Source organism: Enterobacter sp. SES19 (genome assembly GCF_011765665.1).
In the GTDB taxonomy this organism is placed as follows: Bacteria; Pseudomonadota; Gammaproteobacteria; order Enterobacterales; family Enterobacteriaceae; genus Enterobacter; species Enterobacter pseudoroggenkampii.
In genome coordinates this window covers 2,136,893-2,155,131 of record NZ_CP050320.1, presented here as the reverse complement: position 1 = coordinate 2,155,131, position 18,239 = coordinate 2,136,893, and the positions used below count along the sequence as shown (strand labels likewise).

At 58.7% G+C, this 18,239-nt stretch carries 16 protein-coding genes; 11 read left to right on the top strand and 5 right to left on the bottom strand.

Annotated elements, in window-relative coordinates; translation table 11 throughout:
• Positions 1 to 54 precede the first annotated feature (54 nt).
• From GXP72_RS10275 to clcB, 6 genes are all read left to right on the top strand, one after another.
• Positions 55 to 1,002 carry an NAD-dependent epimerase/dehydratase family protein gene (locus GXP72_RS10275; protein WP_208763811.1) on the top strand — a complete coding sequence of 316 codons (948 nt, stop codon included), beginning with the start codon at positions 55 to 57 and terminating at the stop codon, positions 1,000 to 1,002.
• 275 nt (positions 1,003 to 1,277) lie between these two features.
• Positions 1,278 to 1,988 (top strand): osmoprotectant ABC transporter permease OsmY, encoded by a 711-nt coding sequence (osmY, locus tag GXP72_RS10270; RefSeq protein WP_208763810.1) that lies wholly within the window; start codon positions 1,278 to 1,280, stop codon positions 1,986 to 1,988.
• A gap of 18 nt (positions 1,989 to 2,006) precedes the next feature.
• Entirely contained in the window at positions 2,007 to 2,906 is a 900-nt protein-coding gene (osmX, locus tag GXP72_RS10265; RefSeq protein WP_208763809.1) for an osmoprotectant ABC transporter substrate-binding protein OsmX, read from the top strand.
• An 8-nt stretch (positions 2,907 to 2,914) separates the two neighbouring features.
• Positions 2,915 to 3,562: an osmoprotectant ABC transporter permease OsmW gene (gene osmW, locus GXP72_RS10260; protein ID WP_208763808.1), complete on the top strand. Its 648-nt coding sequence runs from the start codon at positions 2,915 to 2,917 to the stop codon at positions 3,560 to 3,562.
• Complete coding sequence (osmV, locus tag GXP72_RS10255) at positions 3,562 to 4,710, top strand: osmoprotectant ABC transporter ATP-binding protein OsmV (RefSeq protein WP_024909128.1); 1,149 nt, start codon at positions 3,562 to 3,564, stop codon at positions 4,708 to 4,710. The genes osmW and osmV overlap by 1 nt, the downstream gene beginning before the upstream one ends.
• Before the next feature lie 102 nt (positions 4,711 to 4,812).
• On the top strand, positions 4,813 to 6,123 hold the full coding sequence (gene clcB / locus GXP72_RS10250; RefSeq protein WP_090417192.1) for a voltage-gated ClC-type chloride channel ClcB: 1,311 nt from the start codon (positions 4,813 to 4,815) through the stop codon (positions 6,121 to 6,123).
• Here the strand turns inward: clcB and bioD are convergent.
• From bioD to GXP72_RS10235, 3 genes are all read right to left on the bottom strand, one after another.
• Positions 6,058 to 6,753 carry a dethiobiotin synthase gene (bioD, locus tag GXP72_RS10245; protein ID WP_024909130.1) on the bottom strand — a complete coding sequence of 232 codons (696 nt, stop codon included), beginning with the start codon at positions 6,751 to 6,753 and terminating at the stop codon, positions 6,058 to 6,060. The two genes, clcB and bioD, sit on opposite strands and share 66 nt — an antisense overlap.
• A 130-nt stretch (positions 6,754 to 6,883) precedes the next feature.
• On the bottom strand, positions 6,884 to 8,104 hold the full coding sequence (gene mlc, locus GXP72_RS10240; protein WP_024909131.1) for a sugar metabolism global transcriptional regulator Mlc: 1,221 nt from the start codon (positions 8,102 to 8,104) through the stop codon (positions 6,884 to 6,886).
• Between the two features lie 94 nt (positions 8,105 to 8,198).
• The gene (locus tag GXP72_RS10235) at positions 8,199 to 9,131 is read right to left on the bottom strand and encodes a LysR family transcriptional regulator (RefSeq protein ID WP_048989573.1); all 933 of its coding nucleotides are present in this window, start codon (positions 9,129 to 9,131) and stop codon (positions 8,199 to 8,201) included.
• Between the two features lie 121 nt (positions 9,132 to 9,252).
• On the opposite strand from GXP72_RS10235, the gene GXP72_RS10230 reads away from it, so the two are divergent.
• Entirely contained in the window at positions 9,253 to 10,506 is a 1,254-nt protein-coding gene (locus GXP72_RS10230) for an MFS transporter (protein ID WP_090417194.1), read from the top strand.
• Between the two features lie 70 nt (positions 10,507 to 10,576).
• Here GXP72_RS10230 and GXP72_RS10225 read toward each other — a convergent pair whose 3' ends face one another.
• Both GXP72_RS10225 and GXP72_RS10220 read right to left on the bottom strand, forming a co-directional pair.
• The gene (locus tag GXP72_RS10225; protein ID WP_208763807.1) at positions 10,577 to 11,968 is read right to left on the bottom strand and encodes an APC family permease; all 1,392 of its coding nucleotides are present in this window, start codon (positions 11,966 to 11,968) and stop codon (positions 10,577 to 10,579) included.
• 356 nt (positions 11,969 to 12,324) lie between these two features.
• Entirely contained in the window at positions 12,325 to 13,743 is a 1,419-nt protein-coding gene (locus GXP72_RS10220; protein WP_047075214.1) for a glutamine synthetase family protein, read from the bottom strand.
• A gap of 214 nt (positions 13,744 to 13,957) precedes the next feature.
• Between GXP72_RS10220 and puuD the strand changes: the two genes are divergently transcribed.
• From puuD to GXP72_RS10200, 4 genes are all read left to right on the top strand, one after another.
• Positions 13,958 to 14,722, top strand: a complete 765-nt coding sequence (gene puuD / locus GXP72_RS10215) for a gamma-glutamyl-gamma-aminobutyrate hydrolase (protein ID WP_032651105.1) — start codon at positions 13,958 to 13,960, stop codon at positions 14,720 to 14,722.
• Positions 14,723 to 14,747: 25 nt separating this feature from the next.
• Positions 14,748 to 15,305 carry an HTH-type transcriptional regulator PuuR gene (gene puuR / locus GXP72_RS10210; RefSeq protein WP_013096835.1) on the top strand — a complete coding sequence of 186 codons (558 nt, stop codon included), beginning with the start codon at positions 14,748 to 14,750 and terminating at the stop codon, positions 15,303 to 15,305.
• A 157-nt stretch (positions 15,306 to 15,462) separates the two neighbouring features.
• On the top strand, positions 15,463 to 16,956 hold the full coding sequence (gene puuC / locus GXP72_RS10205) for an aldehyde dehydrogenase PuuC (protein WP_090417198.1): 1,494 nt from the start codon (positions 15,463 to 15,465) through the stop codon (positions 16,954 to 16,956).
• The gene (locus tag GXP72_RS10200) at positions 16,953 to 18,233 is read left to right on the top strand and encodes an FAD-binding oxidoreductase (RefSeq protein ID WP_061715372.1); all 1,281 of its coding nucleotides are present in this window, start codon (positions 16,953 to 16,955) and stop codon (positions 18,231 to 18,233) included. The genes puuC and GXP72_RS10200 overlap by 4 nt, the downstream gene beginning before the upstream one ends.
• Positions 18,234 to 18,239 lie beyond the last annotated feature (6 nt).

Below are 18,239 nucleotides of genomic sequence, written 5' to 3'. Positions count from 1 at the left end.
AAGCTTAAACTTTTTATACGGTCAACCGGATCGTCATTTCATCAGGGAGCTCATATGCAAACTATTCTGGGTGCCAGCGGGCAAATCGCCCGTGAACTGACCCGCGAATTAAAACGCGCCTATACCGACGATATCAGGCTGGTCAGCCGCCATCCGCAGAAAGTCAACGCCAGCGATAGCACGGTTGCAGCCGATCTCCTGGATGCGCAGCAGACGCAAGTGGCGGTTAAAGGCAGCGACACGGTCTATTTTACCGCCGGTCTGCCGCCTGATTCCGCGCTGTGGGAGCGTCAGTTCCCAACCATGCTGGACAATGCCCTGGAGGCCACGCGAAAGGCTGGCGCAAGATTCGTCTATTTTGACAATACTTACATGTACCCCCAGAGCGACGTGCCACAAACTGAAGAGACGCGCTTTGCGCCCCGGGGACGGAAAGGCAACGTGCGTGCGCTGATGGCCAACCGGGTGCTTGCCGAAATGCAGCGGGGCGACATTCCCGTCCTCATCGGTCGGGCCCCGGAGTTTTACGGGCCTGAGAGAACGCAGAGCTTCACGAATACGCTCATTATCGACAGGCTGAAGCAGCACAAACGTCCGCGCGTTCCGGTACGTGACGATACGCTTCGCACCCTCATCTGGACGCCGGATGCCAGCCGCGCGCTCGCCCTGCTGGGCAATACGCCTGAGGCCTACGGGCAAACGTGGCATTTGCCCTGCTGCGACGAAAGGCTGACGTATCAACAGCTTGTTACTCTCGCCTGCGATATCTTCGGCCAGAAGGCGGACTACGCCGTGCTGGGCGAGCTGGCCTTCGCCGCGACGGCGCTGTTTTCGCAGGGCGCGCGCGAAATGCGGGAGCTGTTGCCCAGATACGACGTTGATAACCTGTTTGATTCGACGAAGTTTAAGCGGCATTTTCCCGACTTTCCCGTCACTTCATACCGGCACGGTCTTGAAAACATCTGGCGGGAATGGAGATCAAAAGCGCACAAAACAGCGTAAATGCACTGCCGCACCGACAGAGGTGCGGCCATTACTCGTGACAACGTCACTTTCACTTCTCGTCTTTAGGACTATTCTGCCTCTTCCTCAATCAGCCCTTACGCCATAAGGCTTAACCCGAGGTTGTCACTGTTTTCATAGGGTTACTGATTTTACCCCTTCGCTGGAACCCTTCCCAAACGCTTGCTATAGGTGAAATACCCCTGCCGAAACATGGCATAACAACAGGCAACCGGTGGTTGCTATAACGCATGCGCACAGGGAGACACACCGCAATGCACCCATTACTCAAACGTTCGCTGCTGTTTGTCGGCGCCATTATTGTGGTCCTCGCCCTCCTCGTCTGGGGTATCGGGATGGAGACGATAAAGGCGCGTCAGGTTGACCTGATCTATCTCGGACAACAGCATATGATTCTGGTTTTCTCGTCGATGTTTTTTGCCCTGCTGGTGGGTATTCCAGCCGGTATTCTGCTGAGCCGCCCGGCAGCGCGGGGTATCGCCGAATATGTGATGCAACTCTTCAACGTCGGCAACACGCTGCCGCCGCTGGCCGTTCTGGCGCTGGCGATGGTGGTGATTGGCATTGGCGATACGCCCGCCATCATCGCCCTGTTCCTCGCCTCGCTGCTGCCGATCGTGCGTAACACCTATGCCGGGCTGTGCTCGGTCCCGCCGTCGCTGCTGGAAGCAGCAAACGGCATCGGGATGACCAAATGGCAGCGTCTGCGTCAGGTCGAGCTGCCTGCCGCCTGGCCGGTCATGCTCTCGGGGATCCGCATCGCCACCGCTATTAACGTCGGTACCGCGCCGCTGGCGTTCCTGATTGGCGCCAGCAGCTACGGCGAGCTGATTTTCCCCGGCATTTATCTGAACGATTTCCCGACCCTGATCCTCGGCGCGGCGGCCACCGCCCTGTTCGCCCTGATCCTCGATACCCTGCTGGCGGTGCTGGGTCGCGTGATGAGTCCACATCTCGCTCGATAACAATAACAAGGAGCTTCTATGAGACTGTTTTCCGGCCTGACGGCGCTGTGTGCCGCGGCGCTGTTCACCAGCCAGGCGATGGCGGCCCCGCTGATTCTGGCGACCAAGAGCTTTACCGAGCAGCACATTCTCTCGGCGATGACCGTGCAGTACCTGCAAAAGAAAGGATTCCAGGTTCAGCCGCAAACCAATATCGCCACGGTGATTTCCCGTAACGCGATGATCAACAAGCAGATTGATATGACCTGGGAGTACACCGGCACGTCGCTGATCATCTTTAACCACATCAACAAGCGCATGTCGCCAGAGGAGTCCTGGGAGACGGTGAAACGCCTGGACGCGAAGCACGGTCTGGTCTGGCTCAAGCCCGCCGATATGAACAACACCTATGCTTTCGCCATGCAGCGCAAGCGCGCCGAGGCGGAACACATCAATACCATGTCGGAGATGGTGGCGAAGATTGAGCAGATCCGTAAAACCAACCCGGACAAGAACTGGCTGCTGGGCTTAGACCTGGAGTTTGCCGGGCGCAGCGACGGCATGAAGCCACTTCAGGCGGCCTATAAGATGGAGCTGGACCGCCCGCAGATCCGTCAGATGGACCCCGGCCTGGTCTATAACGCGGTGCGCGACGGCTTCGTTGACGCCGGGCTGATTTATACCACCGATGGTCGCGTGAAGGGCTTCGACCTCAAGGTGCTGGAGGACGACAAAGGCTTTTTCCCGAGCTATGCGGTCACCCCGGTGGTGCGTAAGGACACGCTGGAGGCTAACCCCGGTCTGGAAGAGGCGCTCAACACCCTCTCGGCCCAGCTCAACAACGACGTTATCACCGAGCTGAACAAAAAGGTGGATATCGACCATCAGTCACCGCAGCAGGTCGCCCGCGATTTCCTGCGTAGCAAACAGCTGCTGTAGGAGGCGCTATGGAGACGATTCACTACATTCTGGACAACTGGGATTACCTCTTAACCCTGACGCTGCAGCACCTGTGGCTGGTGGCGCTGGCCGTAGGCTTAGCCATCATCATCGGCGTACCGCTGGGCATTCTGATTGTCCGCCACAGGTGGCTGGCAACGCCGGTGCTGGGGATAGCCACCATCGTGCTGACCATTCCGTCTATCGCCCTGTTTGGCCTGATGATCCCGCTGTTTTCGCTGATCGGTCAGGGGATTGGTGCCCTGCCCGCGATCACGGCGGTGTTTCTCTACTCGCTGCTGCCGATTGTGCGTAACACCCATACGGCGCTCGACAGCCTGCCGCCGGGCCTGCGTGAAGCCGGGCGCGGCATCGGCATGACCTTCTGGCAGCGCCTGCGCTGGGTCGAAATCCCGATGGCGCTGCCGGTGATTTTCGGCGGCATCCGCACCGCCGTGGTGATGAACATCGCCGTGATGGCGATTGCCGCGGTGATCGGCGCGGGCGGCCTGGGCCTGCTGCTGCTCAACGGCATCGGCGGAAGCGATATTCGCATGTTGATTGCGGGCGCGCTGATGATTTGTCTTTTAGCGATTGTGCTCGACTGGCTGCTGCACCGTCTGCAGGTGGTTCTGACTCCAAAGGGGATTCGATAATGATAAAACTGGAAAACCTCACCAAACAATTTTCACAGAAGCACGGCCAGACCTTTAAGGCCGTGGACAACGTCAACCTCAACGTGCCCGAAGGGGAAATGTGCGTCCTGCTCGGCCCATCCGGCTGCGGGAAGACCACCACCCTGAAGATGATTAACCGCCTCATTACCCCAAGCAGCGGGACGATCCTGATCAACGGTGAAGACACCAGTGGGATGGACACCGTCACCCTGCGCCGCAACATTGGCTACGTGATCCAGCAGATTGGCCTGTTCCCGAACATGACCATCGAAGAGAACATTACCGTCGTGCCGCGCATGCTGGGCTGGGATAAAGCGCGATGTAAAACCCGCGCCGAAGAGCTGATGGATATGGTAGCGATGGATCCACATAAGTTCCTGAATCGCTACCCGCGCGAGATGTCCGGCGGCCAGCAGCAGCGCATCGGCGTGATCCGCGCCCTGGCGGCCGATCCTCCGGTACTGCTGATGGATGAACCTTTCGGCGCAGTGGACCCGATCAACCGCGAGGTGATCCAGAACCAGTTCCTGGAGATGCAGCGCAAGCTGAAAAAAACCGTCATGCTGGTGAGCCACGATATCGACGAAGCCCTGAAGCTCGGCGACCGTATCGCGGTATTCCGTCAGGGGAAAATCGTGCAGTGCGCCAGTCCGGATGAACTGCTGGCGAAACCGGCGAACGAGTTTGTCGGCTCGTTTGTAGGTCAGGACCGCACCCTGAAGCGCCTGCTGCTGGTCTCGGCGGGCGACGTCACCGACCAGCAGCCGACCATTACGGTGCGGGGCTCTACGCCGCTCCCTGAAGCCTTTGCGACCATGGATGATAATGATATTCGCGCGATTACCGTAGTTGACGAGCACGGCAAGCCGCTGGGCTTTGTGAAGCGTCGCGAAGCACGTAACGCCAGCGGGACCTGCGCCGACATCCTGCATCCGTTCCGCATGACCGGCAAAGCGGAAGACAACCTGCGCGTGGTGCTGTCACGCCTGTATGAGAGCAACACCAGCTGGATGCCGATCGTGGATGAGGACGGGCGCTACAACGGCGAGATTTCTCAGGACTATATTGCCGAGTACCTGAGTTCAGGGCGTACGCGCCGGGCGCTGAATATTCATAGCGACAGTTAACCTTTCAGGCCGGGCATTGCCCGGCTTTTTCGCACGCATACCTTTTGCTAACCCCGCGATTTGCCGCCACAATATTGTATCTTTCCCGTTGACTCGCGACCCATGCAACGTCTTCATACGTACCCCGACATCCGCGCGATGTTTCGCCGACTGCTGATTGCCACCGTCACCGGCGTGCTGGCCGCGCTGGCCGTGGCGGTGTTCCGCCACAGCATGTACCTGCTGGAGTGGCTGCTTCTCAGCAACGACAGCGGCAGCCTGGTGAATGCCGCCGCGTCGCTCTCCCCCTGGCGGCGCGCGCTGACGCCAGCGCTGGGTGGTCTGGCGGCCGGGCTGCTGCTCTGGGGATGGCAGCGTCTGACCGCGCAGCGGCCTCATGCCCCCACCGACTACATGGAAGCGCTGGAGACCGGTGACGGCCAGTTTGACTACGGCGCCAGCCTGGTTAAATCCCTCGCCTCACTGCTGGTCGTTGCCAGCGGAAGCGCCATCGGGCGTGAAGGGGCGATGATCCTGCTTGCCGCCCTCGCCGCCTCCCTTTTCGCCCGGCGCTTTACGCCCAAATCCGAGTGGAAATTATGGATAGCCTGCGGTGCCGCCGCCGGGATGGCCAGCGCTTACCATGCTCCCTTAGCCGGAAGCCTGTTCATTGCGGAGATTCTGTTTGGCACCCTGATGCTGGCCTCGCTCGGGCCCGTGGTTATCGCAGCGGTGGTGGCGCTTCTCACCACGCAGCTTCTGGCGCCGGGTACCGGCACGCTCTACGCGGTCCATCTGAGCGGTATCCTCACCGCTACCGATTATGCCCTGCTGGTCGCGATGGGGCTGGTGGCGGGTCTCTGTGGGCCGCTGCTGATGTGGCTGATGGCGTTCAGCCACGGTCTTTTCCTGCGCCTCAAGCTTTCGCCACCGTGGCAATTAGCGCTGGGCGGTGCGATCGTCGGGCTGCTGTCTCTTCTGACGCCGAAGGTGTGGGGGAATGGCTACAGCGTGGTTCAGGCTTTTCTGCTCGCGCCGCCGCTGCTGTCGGTGATTGCCGGGGTGTTTATCTGCAAACTGCTGGCGGTACTGGCGAGCAGCGGATCGGGCGCGCCGGGCGGGGTGTTTACGCCCACGCTGTTTGTCGGTATGGCAACGGGGATGCTGTTCGCGCAGCTGTTCGCGCTGTGGCTACCGGGTTCTGAAACGGCGATTCTGCTGGGGCTGGCAGGAATGGCAACCCTACTTGCCGCCACCACGCATGCGCCCATTATGTCGGCGCTGATGGTCTGTGAAATGACCGGGCAGTATTTTTTACTGCCCGGCCTGCTGGTCGCCTGCGTGCTGGCGTCCGTATTGTCGCGGACGTTACGCCACGACTCTGTCTACGGTCAACACGCCACCGAGGGCAGAGAGATCGATGTACTGCGCTAGCTCGCGCTGCTCGGCGCGTGGCAGATAAGGCAGCTCGCCCACCAGCGGTCCGGGCAGTTTGGTGCTCAGCACGTCGATGATCTCCGCGTAGTGCGCCAGGCCCGGGTTGATGCGGTTTGCTACCCAGCCAACCAGCGGCAGGCCGTCATTGGCAATCGCCTGCGCCGTCAGCAGCGCGTGGTTGATGCACCCTTCCTGGATACCCACCACCATCACCACCGGAAGCTGCTCCTGCACAACCCATTCAGACAGCGGGCGCAAATCATTCATCAGGCTGCGCCAGCCGCCCGTCCCTTCAACCACGACGTGATCCACCTTCTCGCTCAGGTTCGCCAGGCCGTCGGACAACAGGGGATAATTAATCAGGCCGCTGTGCGCTACGCTGCTCTCCTCTTCGCTTAACGCAATGGGATTGACCGCGTGATAGGGCAACTCCAGTGACGAGACGCTTTGCAGCACCAGGGCGTCTTTATTGCGCAATCCCTCTGGCGTCTCTTTACTCCCTTTTGCGACCGGTTTGTACCCTGCCACGCGTTTACCGCTTGCTGCCAGCGCCTGCAGCAATGCGCGGGATACGACGGTCTTGCCGACAGAGGTATCTGTACCAGTAACAAAGAAACGCTTAAGCATGACTCACTCCACCTCTTGGGTATGCTTCGAAAATATAAACCAGGTAAATAATTCAGTGGAGGAAGTCTACGGGATGCATGCGCTACCCGGCTTGAGATAGCGCAATTTTTCTTACATCTGCGGAAAAGAGTTAACCCTGTAACAGGCGGATCAACAGCGAGCCGTTATACATGGCATCTTTGACCAGCGCCGCGCCAGCCATCGTACCCTGGTTGGAAAACTGGGTGCTTTCTACCGCAATGTTCCGGCTGTAGGCAGGAAGCGACTGCTGCTGAATACAGGCCGTAATCGCCGGGAAGAGGATCTCCGCCGCCTGACTGAGCGGTGAGCCAATGAGGATTTTTTGCGGGTTGAAGAGGTTCACCATTATCGCCAGAATGCGGCCAACGTTATTCCCCACCCCGGTAATGATGTCCTTCGCCAGCAGATCCCCCTGGCGCGCGGCGGCGCAGAGTGAATCCACCGTTAAGGGTTGTCCGTGCAGCGAGGAGCTCATGGACTGGCTGAGCCTGACCTGCGCCAGCTCCAGCACGCTTTCCACGCTGGCAATGGTCTCCAGACAGCCGTGGTTGCCGCAGTAGCAGCGCTTACCGTACGGGTCGACCTGGGTGTGGCCAATTTCCACCAGGCTGCTGCTTCCGGCGTGGAGAAGACGTCCGTCGGTAATCACGCCCGCCCCGACGTTATGGTCGATGACCACCTGAATCACATCCCGCGCGCCGCGGGACGCGCCGAACAGCGCCTCCGCCATCGTCCAGGCGCTGATGTCATGCTGAATATAGACCGGCACGCCGGTATGGTTTTTCAGCACCTCGCCCAGCGGCATCTCTTTGACATCGTCGTAAAACGGCATGCGGTGAACAATACCATTTTCGGTATCAATAATGCCCGGCATGGTGATGGCAATCGCCGTTAAGCGTTCAAGCCGCTGCTGATGGCGAATAAAGAAGCGATCGATGTGCGAGACAATCGCGTCGAGGAGCGGTTCCTCCGCGTTGAGCGGCAGTTCAAGGCGGTCTTCCACCACCAGCTTGCTGCTCAGATCGCGCAGCGCAAGGAAGATCTCGCCGCGGCTGATGCGCAGCGACAGGTAGTGCCATGCTTCCGTCTCAACCACCAGCCCGACTGCCGGACGGCCACGGCTGCCCGGCTCCTGAATTTCCGTCTCCTGAACCAGGTGCGCTTCCAGCATCTCGCGGACAATCTTGGTGATACTGGCAGGTGCCAGTTGTGCCAGGCGCGAAAGATCGATACGCGAAACCGGACCAAGCTGATCGATCAGGCGATACACCGCGCCAGCGTTGGTCTGCTTAATCTGATCGATATGCCCTGGCTGACTATCAGCAACCACCTCGTACTCCCTTATTTTCGAGCTTCGAAATAAACTGTTTGCTATGGTGAAGCACTTGCATGGCTGCCGTCAAATATTTACTTAGCCATGTGATTTACCGCACATTTTTGCCCCCTTTTCCCGGAAAATGCCGCCCGGCAGAGGCGCTTATTAACTGCTGCTTGAAGCGCTGTGCGGCATGGCTCTGCTCGCGGTGTTTTGACCAGACCAGCCACATTTCGGAAACGGCATCCTCTTCGGCAATGGTCACCCAGCGCATTTCGCGCAACTGGACCCGTTTAAAGGAGGCCGGAAGAATAGACACGCCCAGCCCGGCGGCGACCAGACCGATAATGGTCATCGCTTCCCCGACTTCCTGGGTGATGACCGGGGCCAGATCGTAGCGGCGCATCAGCCCCAGGATATCGTCATACAGACCCGTTCCAACCTGCGGGTCAAAAAAGACAAACGGCTCTTTTGCCAGCTCTGCCAGCGAAACCGCCGGACGCGACGCCAGCGGGTGATCGTGTGGGATCATTGCCATCAGCGGCTCGCGCAGGATCACCTCCCACGCCAGCGTATCCGGCAGCTGGGTGTTACGCATCAGTCCCAGATCCAGGGAACCTTCATTCAGCGGCGCAATCTGCTCGCGGGTGTTGATTTCGCGCGTCTGAATATGAACATCCGGGAAATGGCGGCGGAATGACGACAGCGTTTCCGAGACGGCGCTGATAAACGGTGCCGACGAGGTAAACCCGATCCGCAGCTCTCCGGCTTCCCCGAGATAGAGCCGTTCTGCCCGGGCGGCGGCGTCCTCGACCATGCTCAGAATTTGTCGGCTGTCGTTCAGGAACTGCTTGCCCGCCGCCGTCAGGCTCACGCTGCGGTTGGTACGGGCCAGAAGGCGCGCCCCAACCTGCTGCTCCAGGATCTGAATCTGCTGGCTTAACGGGGGCTGAGAGATATTCAGCCGTGCCGCCGCGCGGCCAAAATGCAGCTCTTCGGCGACGGCGACAAAGTAGCGGAGGTGACGCAGCTCGATATTCATATTTTTAAAGTATCATTTGAGATTATTAATATATTAGACAGAATATTTACATTTTCCTACCCTGAAGAGGTGGTCATACCCGTCACCAGAAATCACGGGGATGTTTAAGCAAGGAAACTGTGTGAGTCGTACAACAACTATTGATATCGATCCGGCCAGAGATATCAATGATTTACCTGCAGCATCGCAGCCGGTCCAGTTCATTAAACGTGGTACCCCCCCATTTATGCGCGTCACGCTGGCGCTCTTTTCTGCCGGTCTGGCCACCTTCGCCCTGCTCTATTGCGTTCAGCCGATCCTGCCCGTCCTCTCGCATGAATTTGGCGTATCGCCTGCCAGCAGCAGCGTTTCACTCTCTATTTCTACCGGCATGCTGGCGATTGGCCTGCTCTTTACCGGGCCGCTGTCCGACGCCATTGGCCGTAAACAGGTGATGGTGACCGCGCTGATGCTGGCCTCGGTCTGCACGTTACTCTCGACCATGATGACCAGCTGGCACGGTATTCTGGTGATGCGCGCGCTGATTGGGCTATCGCTCAGCGGCGTGGCGGCGGTCGGGATGACCTATCTCAGCGAGGAGATTCACCCAAGCTTTGTTGCCTTCTCTATGGGGCTTTACATCAGCGGGAACTCGATTGGCGGAATGAGCGGACGCCTGCTGAGCGGGGTCTTTACGGACTTCTTTAGCTGGCGTATTGCGCTGGCGGTCATCGGGTGTTTTGCGCTGGCATCAGCCCTGATGTTCTGGAAAATTCTGCCGGAATCGCGCCATTTCCGCCCGACCTCTTTGCGCCCAAAAACGCTGTTTATCAACTTCCGCCTGCACTGGCGTGACAAAGGGCTGCCACGCCTGTTTCTGGTCGGCTTCCTGCTGATGGGCTCTTTCGTTACGCTGTTTAACTATATTGGCTATCGCCTGATGCTCTCTCCGTGGCACCTGAGCCAGGCGGTGGTCGGCCTGCTTTCCGTGGCGTACCTGACCGGCACCTGGAGCTCGCCGAAGGCCGGGGCGATGACCGCACGCTATGGCCGCGGCCCGGTCATGCTGTTCTTCACTGCGGTGATGCTGGTCGGCCTGCTGCTGACGCTCTTCTCCTCCCTGTGGCTGATTTTTGCCGGCATGCTGCTCTTCTCCGCGGGGTTCTTCGCCGCTCACTCGGTCGCCAGCAGCTGGATTGGTCCGCGCGCGCGTCGCGCCAAAGGTCAGGCATCGTCTCTTTATCTGTTTAGCTATTACCTGGGGTCCAGCATCGCCGGGACGCTCGGCGGCGTGTTCTGGCATAACTACGGCTGGAACGGCGTGGGCGGGTTTATCGCGCTGATGCTGTGCGCGGCGCTGCTGGTGGGAGCGAGTCTTCATAAACGTCTGAGATAGTAGGGGACTGATGCCCGGTAAGACGAGCGATCCCGAAAAACGGCACCAGCGTACTGGTGCCGTTTCACGTTCAGGAATCCCAGGCCTGCTCTATCTTACCGGCTTCAAACTGCGGAGGCGGTTTTCGGAAACGGCGCGTTAGCCATGTCAGGTAAAGGATCCCCAGTGCCGCCCAGATGAGGCCAAGCGTCAGGGACGTCGCTTCGAGGTTTATCCACAGCACGCCGACCGTAACGGCACCAATGAGCGGCAGCAGGAGATAGTGGAACCGATCTTTCCACGTTTTGTTCATCCCCTTACGCCGCCAGAAATGGTTGTACACCGAGAGATTAACAAACGTAAACGCCACCAGCGCGCCGAAGTTGATCAGCGCCGTCGCGGTCACGAGATCAAAGTACAGAGCCGACAGCGCCACTATCCCAACCATAATGACGTTCAGAGCCGGCGTACGCCATTTCGGATGCACGTAGCCAAACACGCGCTCCGGAAAGACGTTGTCACGCCCCATCACATACAGTAAGCGTGAGACGCTGGCGTGCGAGGCCAGGCCTGAAGCGAGCGTATTCACAAACGTGGTACACAGAAACACCGACTGGAAGAGCTTGCCGCCAACGTATAGCGCAATTTCCGGCAGCGCGGCGTCCGGATTCTTGAAGCGCGCGATCGACGGGAAAAAGAGCTGCATGAAAAATGAGGCAACAATGAATATCAGCCCGCCATACAGTGCGGTCAGGAAAATGGCTTTGGGAATAACCCGCGCTGCGTTTGGCGTCTCTTCCGACAGCGTGGTGACCGCGTCAAAGCCGAGGAAAGAGAAGCAGACGATAGTCGCGCCGGTAATAATCGGGATCAGGTGCGCGTTCTCGCTGATAAACGGCTGGAGCGACCAGACGGTGCCGACGCCCTCCCCCTTGTGCAGGCCATGCACCACGAGAATGACAAACACCACCATGATGGCGACCTGCACCAGCACAAACAGGGTGTTAAAGTTGGCGACCAGATTCACACTCTTCAGGTTCGCCAGCGTCAGGATCGTCACAAACCCCACCACCCAGACCCACGGCGGGACTTCAGGGAACAACGCGGAAAGGTAGATCTTCGCCAGCAGCACGTTAATCATCGGCAGGAAGAGATAGTCCAGCAGCGATGACCAGCCGACCATAAAGCCTAAGTGGGGGCCGATCGATTTCTGCGTGTAGGTGTACGCAGAGCCCGCTTCCGGGAACTGCCGTACCAGTTTGCCGTAGCTGATGGCGGTAAACATGACGCCAGCCAGCGCCAGGAGATACGAGGCGGGCACGTGGCCGTTGCTGATACCGGACACAATGCCGAAGGTATCAAACACGGTCATGGGGGTGAGATAAGCCAGCCCCATCATGACCACCTGCCAGAGCTTGAGGGAACTGCGTAGCCGGGTTCTTCCGGCCATGCGCGGCGAGTCAAGAGAGGTGTTAGTCGCCATAAACCGTCCCCCCCATGCTTACCGTGGTTTGCAATCGCGCTGTCCTTAACGCAAACCTGCTTAGCAAAGGGGGAAGTTGTAAAGAACACACGCGATCGTACCAGCGCACCGTCTCTGGCTCGCACTCACAGCAGGCGCCTGACTGGCCCCCTTCGCCCTGCGGATAGTTGAACATCTGCATCATTTCCTACCTCGTCACACAGTGTCGTTAAGAAAATCCCTGTGCCGCCTGCGCTCCATAACGCGACTCCCGGGAGATAGCTGGCGTGCCAGCAAACAGTTAGGCCAGGCTCCGCGCAGGCCGTTTGGTGATACGTATGAGATGAAACAAAGCGGCCCCTTACCGGGGCACGTTATCAGGCGTTTTTCAGCATCCACTCAATTTCAGTTTCGGTAATCAGGCGTTCAAACTGCAGTAATTCATCGTTTTTGCAGGCGTGATAGACGTGGCAGAAACGTTCGCCCAGCCGCTCGCGCAGGCTATCGTTTTGCATAAATTCCCACAGCGCATCGCTCTGACGAATCGGGAACGGCAGTCCGTCCTGCTCCAGACCATTGCCTTCCACTTCTTCCTGCAGGGGTAAATCGTTATCCAGCCCATGTAGAATGCCGGCAAAAATCGCCGCCATCACCAGATACGGATTCGCGTCGGCTCCCGCCACCCGGTACTCAACCCGATGGTTATGGCGATCGCCGCAGGGGATACGCAGGGCAACGGTGCGATTATTGTGTCCCCATGACGCCTGCGTCGGCACGTACATTCCCGGCTGGAAACGGCGGTAGGAGTTGACGTTCGGTGCCAGCAGCGCCATGGACGCCGGCATCAGATCGATCATCCCGGCCAGCGCGCGTTTCAGCAGCGCGGAATCCTCGCCGCTGGCGTCTGCGAGCACGTTTTCGCCTCGGTTGTTTTGCATGCTGATGTGGATATGCATCCCGCTGCCCGCATGCTCTTCATACGGCTTTGCCATAAACGTGGCGTGCATCTTATGTTTTTCCGCCATCTGCCTGACGAGACGTTTTAGCGCCAGCGCATCGTCGCAGGCATCGAGCACGTTTTCCGTATGGTGCAGGTTAATCTCAAACTGGCCCGGGGAGGCCTCGGCCACTGCCCCGTCGGCGGGGATCAGCTGCAGCTGCGCCAGCTCGTCAATATCGTTCAGCACGTCAGCAAAGTGGTTCAGGTTATCAACCGAGTAGACCTGACTCTGCGTGTTACGCACGTCGGTGCCCGGCGCACAGGGTGGCTGCAGATAGCCGTCGGCATCGCGTTTACGGTCAAGTAAATAGAACTCCAGCTCTACCGCTACCACGGGGAACAGACCGCGCTGGCGCAGCTGCTGCCAGAGTCGGTTGAGTACGTTCCGCGGCTCAACGTCAAAGGGAGCGCCATCTTCATCGACCATGGTGAGCTGCACCTGACCAATGTATTCCGGGTCGGCGGCGGACGGTGTCAGGGTGCCCGGTACCGGCACGCAGATGCAGTCCGGCTCGCCGAGCTCCTGCCCCAGTCCCGCCTCTTCCACGACGTTACCCAAAATGTCCATGGCGAAAACCGATGCCGGGAAATAGCAGCCTTTTTCAAGTTTGCTCAGTCCGGCAACCGGGATGCGTTTGCCGCGAAAACAGCCGTTCAGGTCGGTCAGGAGGACGTCAATAAACTGGGTGTCAGGATACTTTTCTAAATAGCGCTTCACTTCCTGCGTAAAGGCGCTGCCCCGCCTCTCATCCGTGTGCTGCACAAAGTTCTCAACTTCTACGATATTGGTTTCCATGATTTACCACCGTTTTTGGGTTTTGCGTTCGCTGCTCAGGACTGTCAAATATAATGTCCACCCTATCGAATCTGTATGCAAACAAATTGTTTGTCAAATGTTAAATTAAGTTTGCAAAAGGCAGATCCCGTTGCTAGATTGAGAAAATATTGAACGAAAAGGCCGTTTCAGAGGTGAGAATGGCCTAAATTTAGTCCACTTTGTGAGGGCGATCATGGAAAATATAATGAACAAGCCAGTTATTGGCGTGGTGATGTGCAGAAACAGGCTTAAGGGTCATGAGACCCAGACCCTGCAAGAAAAGTACCTGAATGCCGTTATTAACGCAGGGGGCTTACCTATTGCCTTACCGCATGCGCTGGCAGAGCCAGAGCTAATGAACGCTCTGCTGCCAACCCTGGACGGGATTTACCTGCCGGGCAGCCCAAGTAACGTGCAGCCGCACCTTTATGGTGAAAACGGCGATGAGCCTAACGCCGATCCCGGGCGAGATCTTCTGAGTATGGCGCTGATTGCCGCCGCGCTCGAAAGGCGCATCCCCATTTTCGCCATCTGCCGGGGGCTGCAGGAACTGGTTGTTGCGACGGGAGGAACGCTGTATCGCCGCCTGTTCGAGCAGAACGACCTGCTTGAACACCGGGAGGATGCTGAACTGCCGGTTGAGCTACAATACGCCCCTTCTCATGAAGTTCAGGTTCAGGAAGGAGGACTGCTGTCTCAAATAATACCAGGCTGTAACAAATTTTGGGTAAACTCGTTACACGGGCAAGGCGCACGAACGTTAGGACCACGGCTCCGCGTGGAGGCCCGCTCGACGGACGGACTGGTCGAAGCGGTTAGCGTTCATGACCACCCTTTTGCCCTCGGCGTGCAATGGCACCCCGAATGGAACAGCAGCGAGTACGCCCTGTCACGCATGTTGTTTGAAGGTTTTATCACCGCCTGTCAAAGCCACGTTGCCGAGAAGCAACGGCTTTGACCACTATCGTAAAGGAAATGCAACTATGAGCGATGACGGACTGGCGCCAGGGAAACGTCTGTCAGAGATCCGCCAGCAGCTGGGTCTCTCGCAGCGGCGTGCCGCCGAACTGTCTGGGTTAACACACAGTGCCATCAGCACCATTGAGCAGGATAAAGTCAGTCCTGCCATCAGTACGCTGCAAAAGTTACTGAAAGTCTATGGGCTGTCGCTCTCGGAATTCTTTTCGGAACCGGAAAAACCTGATGAACCGCAGGTGGTTATTAATCAGGAAGACCTTATCGAAATAGGCAGTCAGGGGGTTTCGATGAAGCTGGTTCATAACGGAAATCCGAACCGTACGCTGGCGATGATTTTTGAAACTTACCAGCCTGGAACCACGACCGGAGAGAGGATCAAACATCAGGGTGAGGAGATCGGTACGATACTGGAAGGTGAAATAGTGCTGACTATTAATGGCCAGCCTTATCACCTGGTTGCGGGGCAGAGCTATGCCATCAATACCGGCATACCGCACAGCTTCAGCAACACCTCGGCAGGCATCTGCCGCATTATCAGTGCCCACACCCCCACCACGTTCTAATTACCACTCGGTCCCGGCGTAAGCGCGCTTACGCCGGGAAATATAAAAACGATCGATGTCGGCATTCAACGGGTTAATTCCCGGGATGCCTCACGGCTTCGTATTGCCTGAAACGGCCATGCCTTTATTTATCTGATTGCGAAAGAAAGGAGTGAATATGCATTTTAAGCACCTGACTTACTGGCAGGATAAAGCAAAAAACAGCGCCATTGAGGCCCGGTTATTTATTAACGGTGCCTATTGTGACGCCGCCGATAATGCCACGTTTGAAACCGTCAATCCCGCTACCCAAAAGACGCTGGCGAACGTGGCCCGGGGCAAGCAGGCGGACGTGGACCGTGCGGTTCAGACCGCGCGTGAGGTATTTGAGCGCGGTGACTGGTCACAGGCGTCTCCGGCGCAGCGCAAGGCCGTGCTAAATAGGCTCGCCGATCTGATGGAACGCCATAGCGAAGAGCTGGCGTTACTGGAAACGCTGGACACCGGTAAACCCATCCGCCACAGCCTGCGCGACGATATTCCCGGCGCGGCTCGCGCTATTCGCTGGTACGCCGAAGCGGCGGATAAAGTCTACGGCGAAGTGGCGCCTACGGGTCCGGGCGAGCTGGCGATGATCGTGCGCGAGCCCATCGGGGTTGTTGCGGCCATCGTCCCCTGGAACTTCCCGCTGCTGCTGGCCTGCTGGAAGCTGGGCCCGGCGCTGATCGTGGGCAACAGCGTGGTACTGAAACCGTCGGAGAAATCGCCGCTCTCCGCCCTGCGGCTGGCCGGGCTGGCGAAAGAGGCGGGCCTGCCGGACGGCGTGCTGAATGTGATAAGCGGTTACGGCCATGAAGCGGGCCAGGCGCTGGCGCTGCATCCGGAGGTTGAGGTGCTGACGTTTACCGGCTCTACCCATACCGGCAAGCAGCTGTTGAAGGACGCGGGTGAAAGCAACATGAAGCGCGTCTGGCTGGAGGCAGGCGGCAAGAGCGCCAACATTATCTTTGCCGACTGTCCGGACCTGGACAAGGCCGTGAGCGCGACCGCCGCCGGGATTTTTTATAACCAGGGACAAGTCTGTATCGCCGGTACCCGCCTGCTGCTCGAAGACAGCATCGCCGATGCGTTCCTGGCAGAGCTGAAAGCGCAGGCCCGTCACTGGCAGCCGGGCGATCCGCTCGACCCCGACAGCACGATGGGCATGCTCATCGACGCTGCACACGCCGATACCGTCCACACGTTTATTCGCGAGGGAACCCGGAAAGGCTCGCTGCTGCTGGACGGGCGGGAACAATCATGGCCTTCCGCAGTCGGTCCAACCATTTTTGTCGACCTCGAGCCCGACTCCCCGCTGTGCCGGGAAGAGATTTTCGGGCCGGTGCTGGTCGTTACCCGATTTAAAACCGAAGAGGAAGCCTTAACGCTGGCCAACGACAGTGAATACGGGCTTGGCGCGGCGGTATGGACCCGCGATCTCTCCCGCGCGCACCGCATGAGCCGGCGCCTGAAAGCAGGCTCGGTCTTCGTCAATAACTATAACGACGGCGATATGACCGTCCCCTTTGGCGGCTATAAGCAGAGCGGCAACGGTCGCGATAAGTCCCTGCACGCGCTGGAAAAATTTACCGAACTGAAAACCATCTGGATTGCCCTGGAGCCTCAATCATGACCGAACATACCACCAGCTACTACGCGGCCAGCGCGAACGCTTACGAACCTTTCCCGACGCTTAACGAGTCGATCAGCTGTGACGTGTGCGTGGTGGGCGGCGGCTATACCGGCCTCTCCTCCGCGCTGCACCTCGCCGAGATGGGCTACGACGTGGTGCTCCTTGAAGGGGCGCGCATCGGCTTCGGCGCCAGCGGACGCAACGGCGGCCAGCTGGTTAACTCCTACAGCCGCGATATCGACGTGATCGAGAAAAACTACGGGCCCGATGCCGCCAGAATGCTCGGGAGCATGATGTTTGAAGGCGGGGAAATCATCCGGGAGCGTATCCAGCGCTATCAGATCCAGTGCGACTATCGTCCCGGCGGGCTGTTTGTGGCGCTAAACCACAAGCAGCTGGAGACGCTGGAGGAGCAAAAAGCCAACTGGGAACGCTACGGCAACACGCAGCTGGAGCTGCTGGACGCCAGCGCCATCCGCCGGGAGGTCGACAGCGAACGCTATACCGGCGCGCTGCTGGACCGCAGCGGTGGGCATATTCATCCGCTGAACCTGGCGATCGGCGAAGCGGACGCCATTCGCCTGAACGGTGGCCGGGTGTATGAGCAGTCCCCGGTGACCGCCATTCAGCACACCAGCCCGGCCGTGGTGAGCACGCAGCATGGCCAGGTGACGGCCCGCTACGTGATCGTCGCCGGGAATGCCTATCTGGGCAATAAGATCGAACCGGAACTGGCAAAACGCAGCATGCCCTGCGGCACCCAGGTGGTGACCACCGCCCCGCTGCCTGAAGAGGTCGTCCGCACGCTGATCCCCAATAACTACTGCGTGGAAGATTGTAACTACCTGCTGGATTACTACCGTCTCACCGCCGACAACCGCCTGCTGTACGGTGGTGGCGTCGTCTATGGCGCGCGCGATCCGGACGATGTCGAGCGCCTGGTGATGCCAAAGCTGCTCAAGACCTTCCCTCAGCTGGCAGGCGTCAAAATCGACTACCGCTGGACGGGCAACTTCCTGCTGACCCTGTCGCGTATGCCGCAGTTTGGTCGTCTGGATAAAAACATCTATTACATGCAGGGCTACAGCGGCCACGGCGTGACCTGCACCCACCTGGCCGGACGGCTGATCTCGGAACTGTTGCGCGGTGACGCTGAGCGCTTTGATGCGTTTGCCAACCTTCCGCACTACCCCTTCCCGGGCGGCCGCAGCCTGCGGATTCCATTCACGGCGATGGGCGCGGCGTACTACAGCCTGCGCGATCGTCTTGGCGTATGATCGTTT

What these genes read in the sequence shown, in the direction of transcription:
- osmV (WP_024909128.1), top strand. Translation starts at nt 3,562, where the DNA reads ATGATAAAACTGGAAAACCTCACCAAACAATTTTCACAGAAGCACGGC.
- osmX (WP_208763809.1), top strand. Translation starts at nt 2,007, where the DNA reads ATGAGACTGTTTTCCGGCCTGACGGCGCTGTGTGCCGCGGCGCTGTTC.
- GXP72_RS10220 (WP_047075214.1), bottom strand. Translation starts at nt 13,743, where the DNA reads ATGGAAACCAATATCGTAGAAGTTGAGAACTTTGTGCAGCACACGGAT.
- clcB (WP_090417192.1), top strand. Translation starts at nt 4,813, where the DNA reads ATGCAACGTCTTCATACGTACCCCGACATCCGCGCGATGTTTCGCCGA.
- puuD (WP_032651105.1), top strand. Translation starts at nt 13,958, where the DNA reads ATGGAAAATATAATGAACAAGCCAGTTATTGGCGTGGTGATGTGCAGA.
- puuR (WP_013096835.1), top strand. Translation starts at nt 14,748, where the DNA reads ATGAGCGATGACGGACTGGCGCCAGGGAAACGTCTGTCAGAGATCCGC.
- osmW (WP_208763808.1), top strand. Translation starts at nt 2,915, where the DNA reads ATGGAGACGATTCACTACATTCTGGACAACTGGGATTACCTCTTAACC.
- bioD (WP_024909130.1), bottom strand. Translation starts at nt 6,753, where the DNA reads ATGCTTAAGCGTTTCTTTGTTACTGGTACAGATACCTCTGTCGGCAAG.
- GXP72_RS10235 (WP_048989573.1), bottom strand. Translation starts at nt 9,131, where the DNA reads ATGAATATCGAGCTGCGTCACCTCCGCTACTTTGTCGCCGTCGCCGAA.
- GXP72_RS10225 (WP_208763807.1), bottom strand. Translation starts at nt 11,968, where the DNA reads ATGGCGACTAACACCTCTCTTGACTCGCCGCGCATGGCCGGAAGAACC.
- osmY (WP_208763810.1), top strand. Translation starts at nt 1,278, where the DNA reads ATGCACCCATTACTCAAACGTTCGCTGCTGTTTGTCGGCGCCATTATT.
- puuC (WP_090417198.1), top strand. Translation starts at nt 15,463, where the DNA reads ATGCATTTTAAGCACCTGACTTACTGGCAGGATAAAGCAAAAAACAGC.
- GXP72_RS10200 (WP_061715372.1), top strand. Translation starts at nt 16,953, where the DNA reads ATGACCGAACATACCACCAGCTACTACGCGGCCAGCGCGAACGCTTAC.
- GXP72_RS10275 (WP_208763811.1), top strand. Translation starts at nt 55, where the DNA reads ATGCAAACTATTCTGGGTGCCAGCGGGCAAATCGCCCGTGAACTGACC.